General features: G+C 67.2%; 13 protein-coding genes. 5 read left to right on the forward strand and 8 right to left on the reverse strand.

Annotated elements, in window-relative coordinates:
• Positions 1-131: 131 nt before the first annotated feature.
• From IU448_RS20170 to IU448_RS20195, 6 genes are all read right to left on the reverse strand, one after another.
• Positions 132-533 (reverse strand): hypothetical protein, encoded by a 402-nt coding sequence (locus IU448_RS20170; RefSeq protein WP_195057213.1) that lies wholly within the window; start codon positions 531-533, stop codon positions 132-134.
• 157 nt (positions 534-690) lie between these two features.
• Positions 691-1971 carry an ATP-dependent Clp protease ATP-binding subunit ClpX gene (gene clpX, locus IU448_RS20175; protein ID WP_058856531.1) on the reverse strand — a complete coding sequence of 427 codons (1281 nt, stop codon included), beginning with the start codon at positions 1969-1971 and terminating at the stop codon, positions 691-693.
• A 363-nt stretch (positions 1972-2334) separates the two neighbouring features.
• Positions 2335-3003 (reverse strand): ATP-dependent Clp protease proteolytic subunit, encoded by a 669-nt coding sequence (locus tag IU448_RS20180; protein ID WP_195057214.1) that lies wholly within the window; start codon positions 3001-3003, stop codon positions 2335-2337.
• 80 nt (positions 3004-3083) lie between these two features.
• Complete coding sequence (locus IU448_RS20185) at positions 3084-3671, reverse strand: ATP-dependent Clp protease proteolytic subunit (RefSeq protein WP_195057473.1); 588 nt, start codon at positions 3669-3671, stop codon at positions 3084-3086.
• Positions 3672-3928: 257 nt separating this feature from the next.
• Positions 3929-5311, reverse strand: a complete 1383-nt coding sequence (tig, locus tag IU448_RS20190) for a trigger factor (protein WP_195057215.1) — start codon at positions 5309-5311, stop codon at positions 3929-3931.
• 271 nt (positions 5312-5582) lie between these two features.
• A complete protein-coding gene (locus IU448_RS20195; RefSeq protein WP_195057216.1) occupies positions 5583-6158 on the reverse strand; it encodes an FKBP-type peptidyl-prolyl cis-trans isomerase in 576 nt (191 codons plus the stop codon).
• A gap of 229 nt (positions 6159-6387) precedes the next feature.
• Here IU448_RS20195 and IU448_RS20200 point away from each other — a divergent pair, with 229 nt between their 5' ends.
• The 4 genes from IU448_RS20200 to IU448_RS20220 all read left to right on the forward strand — a co-directional run bounded on the left by IU448_RS20200 (position 6388) and on the right by IU448_RS20220 (position 13761).
• Positions 6388-8850 (forward strand): phosphoketolase, encoded by a 2463-nt coding sequence (locus tag IU448_RS20200; protein WP_195057217.1) that lies wholly within the window; start codon positions 6388-6390, stop codon positions 8848-8850.
• An 88-nt stretch (positions 8851-8938) separates the two neighbouring features.
• Positions 8939-10435 carry a 3' terminal RNA ribose 2'-O-methyltransferase Hen1 gene (locus IU448_RS20205; RefSeq protein WP_195057218.1) on the forward strand — a complete coding sequence of 499 codons (1497 nt, stop codon included), beginning with the start codon at positions 8939-8941 and terminating at the stop codon, positions 10433-10435.
• On the forward strand, positions 10432-13203 hold the full coding sequence (locus IU448_RS20210) for a polynucleotide kinase-phosphatase (protein ID WP_324188645.1): 2772 nt from the start codon (positions 10432-10434) through the stop codon (positions 13201-13203). The genes IU448_RS20205 and IU448_RS20210 overlap by 4 nt, the downstream gene beginning before the upstream one ends.
• A gap of 249 nt (positions 13204-13452) precedes the next feature.
• Positions 13453-13761, forward strand: a complete 309-nt coding sequence (locus tag IU448_RS20220; protein WP_195057219.1) for a hypothetical protein — start codon at positions 13453-13455, stop codon at positions 13759-13761.
• Between the two features lie 178 nt (positions 13762-13939).
• On the opposite strand, the gene IU448_RS20225 is transcribed toward IU448_RS20220, so the two are convergent.
• Both IU448_RS20225 and IU448_RS20230 read right to left on the reverse strand, forming a co-directional pair.
• Positions 13940-14695: a MerR family transcriptional regulator gene (locus IU448_RS20225; protein WP_195057220.1), complete on the reverse strand. Its 756-nt coding sequence runs from the start codon at positions 14693-14695 to the stop codon at positions 13940-13942.
• Positions 14696-14782: 87 nt separating this feature from the next.
• Positions 14783-15079: a WhiB family transcriptional regulator gene (locus IU448_RS20230; protein WP_195057221.1), complete on the reverse strand. Its 297-nt coding sequence runs from the start codon at positions 15077-15079 to the stop codon at positions 14783-14785.
• Positions 15080-15224: 145 nt separating this feature from the next.
• On the opposite strand from IU448_RS20230, the gene IU448_RS20235 reads away from it, so the two are divergent.
• Positions 15225-15608, forward strand: a complete 384-nt coding sequence (locus IU448_RS20235; RefSeq protein WP_195057222.1) for a DUF1707 SHOCT-like domain-containing protein — start codon at positions 15225-15227, stop codon at positions 15606-15608.
• The last annotated feature ends 2 nt before the right edge of the window (positions 15609-15610 follow it).

Raw genomic sequence — 15610 nt, forward strand, 5'->3', positions numbered from 1 at the left:
CCCCCGCTCAGGCCCCATATACACCGCCTGAGCGGGTCAGGCCCGGAGGCGGCAGCGGAGCGTAACCACGCAGGACCCCCGCCCAGGCCCCATATACACCGCCTGAGCGGGTCAGGCCCGGAAGCGGCGGGTCAGATCACCCAGCACGCATAACCGATATGCGCGCCGCGGCCGACGAACACCTGCACCGACGGGGCGGGGCCGCCACCCGGTTGGGCCGCCTGCAGGGTGTGGTCGCCCTCGTAGGCGGGCACCCAGTCGATCAGTGCCAGCCCGCCCCCGGCCGGCGGCACCGTGGCGATCGGAACCCCGTTGTCGTAGAACGTCACCGGAGTCACCGCCTCGCTGAGCCGGGCCATCAAGGTGTAGCTGCAGCCGGTGCCGTAGTTGGTGCGGATCCCGACATTCATATCCGGGGTAACACTCACCTGGGTGACAGTCGCGGCAGCCGGCACGGCGCCCAGTACGGCGGCCGCCAGCGCGGCAGCGGAGATACAGAAAACGGCGCCCGCCCGGCCGAACCGTGCGGGCACCGCGCTGTCATCACATCGCTCGCGCCGAAAACCCCCGGTAAGCAGCTGTGTCGCCATCACCGCTCCTACATCGCACGAATGTCGAGTGGCCACGACCATACAGCGCACGCACCGCCGGTGGAGCCGGATCCGGCCTCGGAACGGTTGCGGTCGGACGTCAGGCCGACTTGTCGCGCCGCTCCGGCCGCTCGCGCTTACGCGGGACGATGGTGGGCAGCACATTGTCGTTGACCGTATCCGCGTCGACGACGACCTTGGCCACATCGTCGCGGCTCGGGATATCGAACATCACCTGCTGCAGCACCTCTTCCATGATGGCGCGCAACCCGCGCGCCCCGGTGCCCCGCAGAATGGCCTGATCCGCCACGGCCTCGAGCGCGTCGCGGGTGAACTCGAGATCCACGCCGTCCATTTCGAACAACCGGATGTACTGCTTCACCAGCGCGTTCTTCGGTTCGGACAGGATTTTCACCAGCGAATCCTTGTCCAGGTTCGTCACCGACGCGACCACCGGCAACCGGCCGATGAACTCGGGGATCAGACCGAATTTGATCAGATCCTCCGGCATCACCTCGGAGAAATGGTCGGTGGTATCGATCTCGGCCTTCGACCGCACCTCGGCGCCGAAACCGATCCCGCGATGGCCGGTGCGATCGGAGATGATCTTCTCCAGACCGGCGAACGCACCCGCCACGATGAACAGCACATTGGTCGTATCGATCTGGATGAATTCCTGATGCGGGTGCTTACGACCACCCTGCGGCGGCACGCTCGCCTGCGTACCCTCCAGAATCTTCAGCAGGGCCTGCTGCACACCTTCACCGGAAACATCCCGGGTGATCGACGGATTCTCGCTCTTACGCGCGATCTTGTCGACCTCATCGATATAGATGATGCCGGTCTCCGCGCGTTTGACGTCGTAATCGGCGGCCTGGATGAGTTTGAGGAGAATATTCTCCACGTCCTCACCGACATAACCGGCCTCGGTGAGTGCGGTGGCATCGGCGATCGCGAACGGCACATTCAGCATTTTGGCCAGCGTCTGCGCCAGATAGGTCTTACCGCAACCGGTGGGGCCGAGCATCAAAATATTGGATTTCGCCAGCTCGACGCTTTCCCCGCGCGCATCCCGGCCCTTGTCACCGGCCTGAATACGTTTGTAATGGTTGTATACCGCCACCGCGAGCGTCCGCTTGGCCGTGTCCTGGCCGATCACGTAATTCTCCAGGAAATCCCGGATCTCCGCCGGTTTCGGCAGCTCGTCGAGCTTGACCTCGCTCGATTCGGCCAGCTCTTCCTCGATGATCTCGTTGCACAGATCGATGCACTCGTCGCAGATGTACACCCCTGGTCCCGCAATGAGCTTCTTGACCTGCTTCTGACTCTTCCCGCAGAACGAGCATTTGAGCAGATCGCCGCCGTCGCCGATGCGCGCCATCGTGTGGGTCCCTACTTCCTTGTTCGCGTGCAACCATCCGTCCAGCTGTCAGCCGGCCGCGCCCACAGTGGAGCGAAATCCGGCAAAATCACCCGGATCGAAGGGGCGGTGCTGTCAACCGGGAACACAGGTCCCTGGGTTTGACCGTACCCGGTGTGTGCGATCGAGGTCGACAACTCGGGCAGGTTTCTCATCGCGGTTGTGCGAGGTTTCACGCGGATACGGTGCCGTCCCGCGATTTACACCGCGTCGACGGGCGGGGCGTGTCGCACATTCGGCGCCGTAGCGGCGCGGCCGGGTCCCGCTACCAGGCCGACCCGGCATACCGCGGCCGATCGCGGTATGCCGGGCCCGGGGGCGCGCTCACTTCTGCGCGCTGAGCTTCCGGTAGTCGAACACCGTATCGATGATCCCGTACTCCTTGGCCTCCTCGGCCGTCAGGATCTTGTCGCGGTCGGTGTCCTTGCGGATGGTGTCCGCGTCCTTGCCGGTATGGCGGGCCAGCGTGGTCTCCATCAGCCGGCGCATCCGCTCGATCTCGGCGGCCTGGATCTCCAGATCCGACACCTGCCCCTGGATACCGCCCTCGACCGACGGCTGGTGGATCAGCACTCGCGCGTTCGGCAGGCAGGCCCGCTTCCCAGGGGTACCGGCGGCCAGCAGCACCGCCGCCGCCGAGGCCGCCTGCCCGAGGCAGACGGTCGCCACATCGGCGCGCACGTACTGCATGGTGTCGTAGATCGCCATCAACGAGGTGAACGAACCACCCGGGGAGTTGATGTACATCGTGATGTCCCGATCGGGATCCAGCGACTCGAGCACCAGCAGCTGCGCCATGATGTCGTTCGCCGAAGCATCGTCGACCTGCACGCCGAGGAAGATGATGCGCTCCTCGAACAGCTTGTTGTACGGGTTGGATTCCTTGACGCCGAAACTCGAATGCTCGATGAACGACGGCAGGATGTAGCGCGACTGCGCGCCCGCCGGGGCGATGCCGCCCAGCCCGGCGCGTGCAACGTTCGGATTGGCCATATTCGTCTCCAAGTCTATGAGTGAGCTGTCCGCTGAACACCGATCGCGGCCACCGCCGCGGCGGCTGCGCGCACGACGTCCTAGTTGCCCGTGCCGCCCGCCTGGCGCGCACTGGTGATCACCTGGTCGATGAAGCCGTACTCCAGCGCCTGCTGGGGAGTGAACCAGCGGTCGCGGTCGGCGTCGGCGTTGATCTGCTCGACCGGCTTCCCGGTGTGCATCGCCTGCAACTCGTTCAGCTCACGCTTGGTGTAGGCGAACTGCTCGGCCATGATCGCGATATCCGCGGCCGAACCACCGATACCGGCCGACGGCTGATGCATCATGATCCGGGTGTGCGGCAGCGCGAAACGTTTACCCTTCGCACCCGCGGTGAGCAGGAACTGCCCCATCGAAGCGGCCAGGCCCATACCGAAGGTCGCGATATCGCATTCCGCGAACTGCATGGTGTCGTAGATGGCCATCCCGGCGTTCACCGAACCACCCGGCGAGTTGATGTAGAGCGAAATATCCTTGGTGGGATCTTCCGCCGACAACAGCAGGATCTGCGCGCAGATCTTGTTGGCGATGTCGTCGTCGACCTGGGTACCGAGGAAGATGATGCGCTCACGCAGCAGGCGCTCGTACACGGAATCGCTGAGATTGAGCCCAGCGGTCGGAGCTGTCATGACCTCGGCTTGGTTGATTGTCACGGATACCTGCCTTCTCTCGCCGGCTCGTTGCTGTCACAAACATTAACGAAACGGGGCGTGACCGAACTCCCGATCCCTGCCCACTTCGCTCATAGCGCAATATCTTGTGGACGACGGAAGCCCTGAGAACCGGGGCGGGGCATACCGGGGACAGGGGGATGGTTCTCTTCTGTCTCTGGATTGCCGACACCGCCTCTGGTCCCAGGGCTTCCGATCCGTACTGCTTGCCGGGGCTACTCCTTGTCCGCGGTGTCCGCGGTGGTTTCCTCGGCGGGCTCGTCGGCGGCCGGTTCGGGGCTGCCGAACATCTCGTCGGTATCGACGGTGTTGCCCTCGGAGTCGGTGACGGTCACCTTACCGACGACCTCGGCCAGCGCCTTGCCGCGGCGGACGTCGGCGAACACCGCGCCCAGCTGGCCGGCCTGCTGCACCTGCTGGATGAACTGCTCCGGCGCCATCCCGTAGCGCTGGGCCTGGAACAGGATGCGCTCGGTGAGCTCCTCCTGCCCGACCTGGGTGCCCTCGGCCTCGGCGACGGCATCCAGCAGCAGCTGGGTCTTCACCGACTTCTCGGCGGCTTCTTTGGTGTCGGCATCGAATTCCGCGCGGCTCGACCCCTGGGCCTCGAGCGCCGCGGCGAACTTCTCCTCGTCGTGGTCGAAGCCGTGTACGGCGTCGTGCTCCACGGCGTCGATCTCGGCCTTGACCACGGCCTCGGGCAGCGGCACCTCGACCGTGTCGAGCAGCTTCTCCAGCACCTGGTCGCGGATCTCGCCGGCCTGCTGCACCTTCTTGTTCCGCTCGACGCGAGTGCGCAGATCGGCCTTCAGCTCGTCGATGGTGTCGAATTCGCTGGCCAGCTGGGCGAATTCGTCATCGGCCTCGGGCAGTTCGCGTTCTTTCACCGAACCGAGGGTCACGGTGATAACGGCTTCCTTACCGGCGTGGTCGCCGGCGACCAGGGTGGAGGTGAATTCCTTGGACTCCCCGGCCGACATCCCCTGCAGGGTCTCGTCCAGGCCCTCGATGAGCTGACCCGAACCGACCTCGTGCGACAGCCCGGTGGTCGCCGCCTCGGGGACCTCCTCGCCGTCCACGGTGGCCGACAGATCGATGGAGACGAAATCGCCGTCCTGTACCGCGCGCTCGACGCCCACGAGGGTCCCGAACCGCTGGCGCAGCGACTGCAACTGCTCGTCGATGTCGGAGTCGGTGATCTCGATGGCATCGACGGTGACGGCGATGCTGCTGTAGTCCTCGGGCAGCACGATCTCCGGGCGGACGTCGACCTCGGCGGTGAACGCCAGCTCCTGCCCGTCCTCGATCTTGGTGATCTCGATTTCGGGCTGCCCGATGACCTTCACCTCGGAGGTGGTCACGGCCTCGCTGTAGCGGCCGGGCAGCGCATCGTTGACGACCTGCTCCAGCACCGCGCCGCGGCCCAGGCGCGCCTCGAGCAGCTTGGCCGGCGCCTTGCCCGGACGGAAGCCGGGAATACGCACCTGCTTGGCCAGGGCCTTGTAGGCGCGATCGAAGTCCGGCTTCAGCTCCTCGAAGGGCACCTCGACATTGATCCGGACCCGGGTCGGGCTCAGCTGCTCGACGGTGCTCTTCACGGACATGCTCCTTGTTCTCGTCGGTTCGTCTTGACCTGGCCCGGCACGTTATCCGTACCGGCACCCGGTGGTGGCGCGTGGTCTGGCGACAGTACGCGGGTACGCGCCGCCCGCGTACCGTCCGGAACGGCGAGCACCTGCGGTTTCACGCGCCCGGGATACGCATCCCGACCAGGGTAGTTGACCGGGTCGGGTGGGCTGCACGCCGGGAGGCGGTTGGCGGGCTCCCGGCAGCGGGGACCCGGAGCGCACCCGGGCCCACCAGCGCGGCTCAATCCTGGGGTACGGCCACGGCGTCGGTGACGAAGACCAGTGTCTCGTTCGGCGCCACCCCGTTGCCGCCGGCGCCGTAGCCCAGATCCGGCGGGATGATCAGCAACCGGCGGGCGCCCTGCTGGACACCTTCGAGTCCCTGCTCCCAGCCGGGGATGACCATGCCGGAGCCCAGGGTCAGCTCGAAGGGTTCACCGCGATCGAAGGACGAATCCAGCTTCTGCTTGTCCGACCAGGTGACCAGGGCATAGTTCATCGTCAGCTGATCGCCGGCGGCCGCGCCCGGCCCCGAGCCGGGAACCAGATCCTTCACCACCAGTTGTTTCGGCGGATCGCAGTCGTCGGGGACGGTGATCTCGGGTACCTCACCGAAGCCACCGGTGACGCCGATGTCGTCGGCGGTGCATTCGCGGCCGTTGGACGCGGTCGGCGCACCCTGGGCGGGGGCGCTCATCGGCGCGGCCGCCGATGTCGTGGCGGTGGTCTCGGAAGCTTGGCCCGAACCGCATCCGCTGAGCCCGAACGCGGCCGCTCCGACAGCGGCGACCGCGATGATCCTGCCGAATATCTGCATCCGCCGAGCTTATGGTGTGCGACCGGCGGCGCGCGAAGCCCCCTCGGCGGGCCTCTCGGTTATCGGCCGTTTTCGCGGGTATGCCGCGGGTGCAAACGCACAGATCTCGCTACCGCGGCCCGCACGCGGGAACCGGCCCTGAGTCGGCACACCGCCAGCTATCGTTGGTGACGTCCGCACCCGCGTGCGGATTGCCCGGCGCGACCACGACCTCCAGGAGGTTCGGCGTATGACGCAGTTGGCAAGTGCAGGTGGGGATACCGCTGCCGACAATATGGGTGGTGACGGGGGCGAATCGATCGCTCCCCGCCCCTATGTGCTGTCCGCGGCGGCGCGGGGTCCGCTCGACGCGGACGAGCTGGAAACCCTGGACGCGTGGTGGCGGGCGGCCAATTATCTGTCGGTCGGGCAGATCTATCTGATGGCCAATCCGTTGGTGCGCGAACCGCTGGCACCCGAACACGTCAAACCTCGGCTGCTCGGGCATTTCGGTACCGTGCCGGGGCTGAATCTGGTGTGGGTGCACGCCAACCGGGCGATTACGGCACGCGATCTGGACGCGGTGTTCGTGGCCGGCCCCGGGCACGGCGGGCCGGGGCCGAATGCGTGCGCCTGGCTGGAAGGTACCTATTCGGAGCTCTACAGCCATGTACCGCGCGACGCGGAGGGCATGCGAGCATTGTTCGCGCAGTTCTCCTTCCCCGGCGGGGTGCCGAGCCACTGCGCGCCGGAAACACCCGGCTCGTTCCACGAGGGCGGCGAACTGGGCTATTCGCTACTGCACGCGTTCGGTGCCGCACTGGACAACCCGCATCTGACGGTGTTCTGCGTAATAGGTGACGGGGAGGCCGAAACCGGGCCGCTGGCGGGCAGTTGGCATGCGAACAAGTTCCTGAACCCGGCCCGCGACGGCGCGGTGCTGCCGATTCTGGCGCTGAACGAATACAAGATCGCCAACCCGACCCTGCTGGCGCGGATCCCGGAAGACGAACTCTGTTCGCTGCTGCGGGGCAACGGGTACGAACCGCTGATCGTCGCCGGCAGCGAACCCGCACAGGTCCATCAGGATCTGGCCGCCGCCATGGACGCCTGCCTGGAGCGGATCGCGCAGATCCAGCGCGCCGCCCGCGACGGGACCGATACCGCCCGCCCGCACTGGCCGATGATCGTGCTGCGCACCCCCAAGGGCTGGACCGGGCCGCCGCAGGTCGACGGCGAACCGGTGGAGGGCACTTTCCGCGCGCATCAGGTGCCGTTGCCCGCGGCCCGCCAGGATGCCGGGCATCGAGCGGTGCTCGAGCAGTGGCTACGGTCCTATCGCCCGGAGGAGCTGTTCGACGAGGCCGGCACTCCGGTTTCGGAATTGCGCCGGCTGGTGCCGGTGGGGGCGAAGCGGATGAGCGCGAACCCGGTGGCCAACGGCGGCGAACTGGTCCGCGACCTGCGGCTACCCGATTGGCGCGACTATGCGGTGGATGTTCCCGAGCCCGGGCGCACCAGCCACGAAGCGACCCGCGTCCTGGGAGGCTGGCTCCGCGCCGTCACCGAACTCAATCCGGACAACTTCCTGACCTTCGCCCCCGACGAACTGGCCAGCAACCGGTTACAGGACATTCTCACGGTCACCGGCCGCAACTGGCAGGCCGAGATCGGCCCCTACGATATGAAACTGGACCGCACCGGCCGCGTGATCGAAGTGCTGTCGGAGCATATGTGCCAGGGTCTGCTGGAGGGATATCTGCTGACCGGCCGGCACGGTGTGTTCACCTGCTACGAGGCCTTCGTCCATATCGTCGACGCGATGTTCAACCAGCACGCCAAATGGCTCGACGCCAGTGCCGAGGTGCCATGGCGGCGCCCGTTGGCGAGCCTGAACTATCTGCTGTCCTCGCATGTCTGGCGGCAGGACCACAACGGCTTCACCCATCAGGATCCCGGTTTCCTCGATGTGGTGCTGAACAAGAAACCCGAGATCGTGCGGGTGTATCTGCCACCGGACGCGAATACGCTGCTGTCGGTCTACGACCACTGCCTGCGCTCGCGGCACTACGTGAACGTGGTGGTGGCGGGTAAACAGCCGCAGGCGGATTGGCTGTCGGCCACCGATGCCGCGCTGCACTGCGCCCGCGGTATCGGAATCTGGGAGTGGGCGGGCAACCGCGACGAACCCGCCACCACCCCGGATGTGGTGCTGGCCTGCGCCGGCGATGTCCCGACCCTGGAAACTCTCGCCGCGGCCTCGATCCTGCGCGAGAGACTGCCCTGGCTCCGGGTGCGGGTGGTGAACGTGGTGGACCTGATGCGGCTGCTGCCGAGCGAGGAACATCCGCACGGGCTGCCCGACAGCGAATTCGACACCCTGTTCACCCGGGATTCCCCGGTGATCTTCGCCTTCCACGGATATCCGTGGCTGATCCACCGGCTCACCTACCGCCGCACCAACCACAGCGGTCTGCATGTCCGGGGCTACAAGGAACAGGGCACCACCACAACCCCCTTCGATATGGTCATGCTCAACGATCTCGACCGCTACCACCTGGTGATGGATGTGATCGATCGGGTGCCGGCGCTACGGCAGCAGGCGGCCGGGTTGCGCCAGGACATGGTGGACGCCCGGCTACGAGCCCGGACCTGGACTCGCCGGCACGGGGAGGATATTCCCGAGGTGGCGAACTGGCGCTGGCCCGAGTAGCCGCCCCCGCCCGACGGCACGTCCAGCGGCAACGGGGTCGCGTGGAAACTGCCTTGCCGCGCCGGTGCGACTCGGCAACGATCACAGCATGCTGTTGACGATCACCTGCACCCGGGAAGCGGACGGCGCCACGCCCGCAACCGATCTCGGCTTCTTGCTGCACAAGAACCCCGAGCGGGTGCAGGAATTCGGATTGTCCTACGGCACCGCGCATATGCTCTACCCGCAGGCCACCGCGGATCGCTGCACGGCGGCGCTGCTGCTGGAAGTGGACCCGGTGCGGCTGGTCCGCGGCCGTGCCAGGGGGCCGCAGTCCTTCGCTCTCGGCCAGTATGTGAACGACCGGCCGTATGCCGCCTCGTCGCTGATGTCGGTGGCGATCGGCACGGTTTTCCGCAGCGCCCTGCGCGGTGACTGCCCCCAGCGCCCGGAACTGGCCCGCACCCCCTTGCCGTTGCGGCTGGAACTTCCCGCCCTCGGCTGCCGGGGCGGACCCGAACTCGCCGAACGGATCTTCGCCCCGCTCGGCTGGTCGGTCGACGCCACACCGCTGCCCCTCGATCCGGCCTTCCCCGAATGGGGCGATTCGGCCCATCTCCGCCTGGTGCTGACGGGAACGGCGCGACTGGCCGACGCACTCAACCACCTCTATGTGCTGCTGCCCGTCCTCGACGGCGCCAAGCACTATTGGCTCGACAACGACGAGGTCGACAAACTGCTTCGGGCCGGCGGCGCCTGGCTGGCGGCCCACCCGGAGCGCGATTGGATCACCCGCCGTTATCTGGCCCGGCGTCAGTCGCTGGTCCGCACGGCGCTGGCCCGGCTGGCCGAACTCGACGACTCCGACCCGGAAGAGCTCGGCGCAGTCGACGAGGCCCCGCAGACCAGCGAGGCAGTGGCCGAACCGGACACCATGACACCTCATACCACCGACGGGAACGGCGAGCAGCCCGAGCCGTCGCTGGCGGTGCAGCGGCGGGCCGCGGTGGTCGCCGCGCTGCGGGATGCCGGTGCCGGCCGGGTCCTCGACCTCGGCTGCGGCGAAGGCGCGCTACTGCGCGAGCTGCTGGCCGACAGCTACTTCCAAGAGATCGTGGGCGTGGATGTCTCCACCCGGGCGCTGTCGATCGCTCGTCGCCGATTGCGTCTCGATCGCCTGCCGGACGGGGTCGCGCGCAGACTCACATTGCGGCAGGGATCGCTCACCTATACCGACAGCACCCTGCGCGGGTTCGACGCGGCCGTGCTGATGGAGGTCATCGAACATATCGATCTGCCACGGTTGCCTGTGGTCGAGTACGTCGTCTTCGGGGCGGCGGCACCGCAGTCGGTCGTGGTGACCACACCCAATTCCGAATACAACGTCCGGTACGAGACGCTGCCGGCAGGCACATTCCGGCACAACGACCACCGTTTCGAATGGACCCGGGCGGAATTCCGGTCGTGGGCGGAACGGGTCGCCGATAACTACGGCTACGCAGTGCGGTTCGAACCGGTCGGCAACCCCGATCCCGAGGTCGGACCGCCGACCCAGCTCGCGGTGTTCACCCGCGCCCGCACCGCAGCCGAAGGAGACTCACAGTGACCGATCTCGCCGTACCGGATCTGTGCCTGGTGGTGCTCATCGGTTGCACCGGATCGGGCAAATCGACCTTCGCCCGTACCCATTTCCCGCCGACCGCGGTGATCTCCTCCGATTTCTGCCGCGGACTGGTGAGCGACGACGAGAACGACCAGTCGGCGACACCGGAGGCATTCGCGCTGCTGCACCATATCGTCGGGGTGCGGTTGCGGCGCGGGTTGCGGACCGTGGTCGATGCCACCAATGTGCAGCCGGGCGCCCGCAAGGAGCTCATCGCGCTCGCCCGGAATCATGATGTGCTGCCGGTGGCGATCGTGCTGGACGTCCCCGACTCGGTATGTCTGGAACGGAACGCGCGGCGGCCGGACCGCGCCGCGCTGGGCGCCCACGTGGTGCACCGCCAGCAACGTGAGCTGCGGCGGGGGCTGCGCGGACTGGAACGCGAGGGGTTCCGGCGGGTCCACACCCTGCGCGGCGCCGATGAGATCGCCGCGGCGCGGATCGTGGACGAACGCCTGTGGAACGACCGCCGCGATCTCACCGGGCCGTTCGATGTGATCGGCGATATCCACGGCTGCCGCGCGGAACTGGAAACCCTGCTCGGCACTCTCGGTTACCTGATCGACCGCGACGAGGCCGGCCGGGCGGTGGGCGCCCGCCACCCCGGGGGCCGGACCGCGGTTTTCGTCGGCGACCTGGTCGATCGTGGCCCCGACACACCGGGAGTGCTGCGTCTGGTGATGGGTATGGTCGCCTCCGGTGACGCACTGTGCGTCACCGGTAACCACGAGAACAAACTGGTGCGCGCGCTGGCCGGCCGGAAAGTGAAACCGACTCACGGACTCGCCGAATCGCTGGCTCAGCTCGCGGCCGAGAACGACGGGTTCCGTGCCGCCGCGCTGGAGTTCTGCCGGGGTCTGGTCAGCCACTACGTACTCGACGGCGGACAGCTGGTGGTGGCGCACGCGGGCCTGAAGCAGGAGTATCACGGCCGTTCCTCCGGACGGGTCCGGTCTTTCGCCATGTACGGCGAAACCACCGGGGAAACCGACGAGTTCGGGCTGCCGGTGCGCTACCCGTGGGCGGAGGAGTATCGCGGCCGGGCGACCGTGCTGTACGGGCACACCCCCGTCGCGGACCTGCGGTGGGTGAACAACACTCTGTGCCTGGACACCGGCGTGGTCTTCGGTGGACAGCTGTCGGCGCTACGATATCCGGAGCGGGAGACGGTCTCGGTACCGGCCGAACAGGTGTGGTACGAACCGATCCGGCCGCTCGCGCCGGTCGCCGGCGCAGCGGCGGACGGGCTCACCAACCGTGATCCCGGCATCCTCGACCTCGACGATGTGCTCGGCCGCCGCGTGGTCGACACTCGCCACCACGGACGGGTCACGGTCCAGCAGGAGAACGCGAGCGCGGCACTCGAGGTGATGAGCCGGTTCGCCGTGGACCCGCGCTGGCTGGTCTATCTACCGCCGACCATGGCTCCGTGCGCCACGTCCGACTTGACCGGCTACCTCGAGCACCCGGCGGAAGCGTTCGAATACTTCCGTGGCGAGGGCGTGACGCGGGTGGTGTGCGAGGAGAAGCATATGGGGTCGCGAGCGGTGATCCTGTTGGCTCGCGATGCGGAGTCCGCGGCCCGGAGGTTCGGGGCGGTACCGGGCACCGGCATGATCTACACCCGCACGGGACGGCCGTTCTTCGACGAACCGTCCCGGACCGAAGCCGTACTCGCCCGGATCCGCGCGGCCGCCGAAACCGCCGGTCTGTTCGATGAATTGGATACCGACTGGCTCCTGCTCGACACCGAGATCATGCCCTGGTCGGTGAAGGCGGAACAACTGCTGCGCAACCAGTACGCGGCGGTCGGCGCGGCGGCGCGGGCTTCGGTCGATACGGCCTCCGAGGTGCTGGCGGCGGTGGCCGCCCGCGGGCAGGATGTCGACCGGCTCCGGGCCCGGATGTCCGGCCGCTCCGCCGATATCGAGGCTTTCACCCGCGCCTACGGGCACTACTGCCGCCCCGTCGACGGACTCGCCGGGTTGCAGGTGGCGCCGTTCGGACTACTGGCCGGTGAGGGCGCGAACTACGCCACCCGCGACCATCACTGGCAGCTGAGTCTGCTCGACCGCCTGGTCGCCGCCGATCCGGAGCTGCTGACCGCCACCCGGCGGATGACCGTCGACCTCACCGATCCCGGCAGCGCGGAGGCCGCCACCGCGTGGTGGCTTTCGCTGACCGGGAACGGCGGCGAAGGCATGGTGGTCAAACCGGTGGATGCCCTGGTGCACACGACTGCGAAATCCCGCGCCCGCGCCGCGGACACGGGCAGCCGGAGCGATACCGGCACCGCGACCACCATGGACGACGCCGGCCCCGCAGACCATGTGGACGACGAGGCGGCCTGCGAGGTGGAATCGGGCAGTGATCGCCGGCCGAGCGGCCGTGACTCGATCGGGGAACGCTCGGTCGTGCCGGGAAGGCGGGAGACCGGCGCACCGGCGGGCCGGCTCGTACAGCCGGGGGTCAAGTGTCGCGGGCCGGAGTATCTGCGGATCGTCTACGGCCCCGAATATCTGCAACCGGAGAACCTGCGGCGGCTGCGGTCCCGGGGGCTGGGCCGCAAGCGTGCGCTGGCGCTGCGTGAGTACGCGCTGGGCTTGGAAGCGCTGGATCGTCTCGCGGCCGGGGATCCGCTGTGGCGGGTGCACGAGGCAGTGTTCGCGGTGCTGGCCCTCGAATCCGAACCGGTCGATCCGCGACTCTAGGTGTTCACGGCCGCGGCATTCTTTTCCGTGGCGCGTGCCCCGGTTGCCCACTGGCGCCTCCAGCATCGGCACAGCGGCCTTCGGCGGGAGCCCGGGCCTCGCCCAGCCCTTCCCAATCACGGGAAATAACCCCGCATATATCCGAACACTCGTGTACCGTACCGTTAAACAGCGGCACATAAAACTACGGACCCACACACGACGATTCGCCGTAGAAGTTCTATACCGCCCGACGGAACGGAAACCATCATGACCATCGCCCGCACCTACGGACTGGTAAAGAAAATGGCCGCGGCGGCCGCCTTGACCGGCGCACTCGTCCTCGCACCGGCAACCCTGACGGCAACGGCCGCCCAGGCCGACGTCGGCCACAGCACCCGCGGTGATTCACACCCGGGTAACGGCACATACAACGACACCCACGCGATTCCCGCCGACACCAGCAATCGCAGCGAGCCCGTGCACGCGATCCCGGCACAGCGCGGCGAAACCTACGACGGCGACGGGGTCATGCACGATATCTGTGCGTACAAGCCCTACTTCTACGCCTGCCGCTGACCTGTCCCGGCGAACCCGCGAACCCACCCTGATACGGCAAGACTGGAACGAGATCCGCAACCGGCCGGTGCTCCGCCACGATGCCGAGGGGCTGCGCCCATACAGCTTCGTCCACCACGCCCGGCGACCTGGACTGATTCTGTCGCCGCCGCTGGGAACCGGTTCCAGCCGCGAGGTATCAGCCCTCGCCGGGAAGTTCGGCGAGCTCGCTGTCGCTGGCGATGTAATGCGCAACGAACCTGGTCACCAGTTCGGAGGCCGCCTTGCCGGGCAAGGTACGTGCCAGTTGTAACTGCCCGGTCAGTTCGGCCAGGTCGTCGGCGGTGCGCTCGGAGTCCTGGTACTTCTGCCACGCCGTGCGATGGAAGAGATCGACGAAACGGCGCGCCATCCGGTCACACTCGGTTCGCATCCGTTCGAGCTCACCGAGCACTTCGGCATCGGGAATCCCGGCCGCAGCCAGTTGTTCGGCCACCCGGATCAACTGCTTGTCGGCGGGCCGGTAAGTGGCGGCATCCACAGGTTCGTACAAACCGGCCGCAACGATACGGGCGAGGCCGTTGGGGACGGCAGCGTAGCGTTCCTGCAGTTCGGTTGCCGGGATCGTCTCCGTGTCGGCTTGCTGACCGCCCGCGGCCGGTTCACCGGATTCCGCACCGCCCAGCAATGCGCCGACGCCCAGGATATCGCCGAGGTCGTCACCGCGGTCCCATGCCTTGAGCAGCTCTTTGATCCCGTTCAGCTTGATCCCGCGATCCAGCAGCCTGCTGATCGTGCGCACCCGATTGAGGTGCTCGGGGCTGTAATAACCCGTTCTCCCCTTGACCTGCGGCGGGGGCAGAACTCCCCGTTCGTGATAAACCCGCAGGCTGCGCACGGTCGTACCGGCGGCGCGCGCCAGCTCGTCGATCGTGTACTCCACACCAGCAGCCATACATCAAGGAAACCACATCGAAATGATCACGACCTGCGTCGGACACGACTGAAAGGTCCGATTCAACGCTTGTTGGCGTAAGTTTCCCTAGTTCGTCGCTCGCCGATCGACGGTACGTTGGGTATAGGCGCGTCGTTCGTCTTCCGACATTCCACCCCAAACGCCGTACGGTTCACCCACCGCCAGCGCGTAATTCCGGCAACGATCGAGAACAGGGCAGGCATCGCAGATCTGCTTCGCCCGGCGCACCCGGGCGGCGCGGGCCCGGCCGCGCTCCCCTTCCGGATGGAAGAACACCGTCGGTTCCAAGCCACGGCAGGAACCGAGCAACTGCCAATCCCACGCTTCGGCCGCCGGACGCCGGTACTGGGTCACGGTGGACATAGACAACTCCTCTACCCCTGATTCTGTAGGTCAGCGTAATTAGTCCCCACATATGGGAACTGCTGTTCCCGGGCCGGGCGCGGCTTCCCGGCAGTGGCGAATCCCGACCCGGACGAAACCGCCGAAATCGCCTTATGCTGCGGGTATGAGTGAGCTACCGGGGGCACGGATCACCGTCGGGGAGCGCGAACGTGCACTGCGCGAGCTCGCCGAGCATCTCGGTGCGGGACGCCTGACACTCACCGAGTACGAAGACCGTGCGGCCGCCGCGGCGGCCGCGACCACCACACCGGAGCTCGCGGTCCTGTTCACCGATCTTCCCGGCGCCGTCCCGCCGTCCGCACCGGTACGGCCCGCAGATCCCACCACCGGTTTCGCTGTCATGGCGGGTTGTACGGCAGCTTCCGCGCTCGTCCTGGCACTCGTATTCGGCGGCTGGCTGTGGTTGGTCCTGCTCGTCGTACTCCTGGTTTCGGCACCGTTGGTGCCGGTGACGGTGCGGCGCCGGCGATTGCCCGGATCCTCCTGACC

This window comes from Nocardia flavorosea, from assembly GCF_015477805.1.
Classification (GTDB): Bacteria; Actinomycetota; Actinomycetes; order Mycobacteriales; family Mycobacteriaceae; genus Nocardia; species Nocardia flavorosea_A.

Excerpts from the sequence above, each read along its gene's own strand:
- IU448_RS20195 (WP_195057216.1), bottom strand. The coding sequence starts at position 6,158 with ATGCAGATATTCGGCAGGATCATCGCGGTCGCCGCTGTCGGAGCGGCC.
- IU448_RS20225 (WP_195057220.1), bottom strand. The coding sequence starts at position 14,695 with ATGGCTGCTGGTGTGGAGTACACGATCGACGAGCTGGCGCGCGCCGCC.
- IU448_RS20185 (WP_195057473.1), bottom strand. The coding sequence starts at position 3,671 with ATGACAGCTCCGACCGCTGGGCTCAATCTCAGCGATTCCGTGTACGAG.
- IU448_RS20230 (WP_195057221.1), bottom strand. The coding sequence starts at position 15,079 with ATGTCCACCGTGACCCAGTACCGGCGTCCGGCGGCCGAAGCGTGGGAT.
- clpX (WP_058856531.1), bottom strand. The coding sequence starts at position 1,971 with ATGGCGCGCATCGGCGACGGCGGCGATCTGCTCAAATGCTCGTTCTGC.
- IU448_RS20205 (WP_195057218.1), top strand. The coding sequence starts at position 8,939 with ATGCTGTTGACGATCACCTGCACCCGGGAAGCGGACGGCGCCACGCCC.
- IU448_RS20235 (WP_195057222.1), top strand. The coding sequence starts at position 15,225 with ATGAGTGAGCTACCGGGGGCACGGATCACCGTCGGGGAGCGCGAACGT.
- IU448_RS20200 (WP_195057217.1), top strand. The coding sequence starts at position 6,388 with ATGACGCAGTTGGCAAGTGCAGGTGGGGATACCGCTGCCGACAATATG.
- IU448_RS20180 (WP_195057214.1), bottom strand. The coding sequence starts at position 3,003 with ATGGCCAATCCGAACGTTGCACGCGCCGGGCTGGGCGGCATCGCCCCG.
- IU448_RS20220 (WP_195057219.1), top strand. The coding sequence starts at position 13,453 with ATGACCATCGCCCGCACCTACGGACTGGTAAAGAAAATGGCCGCGGCG.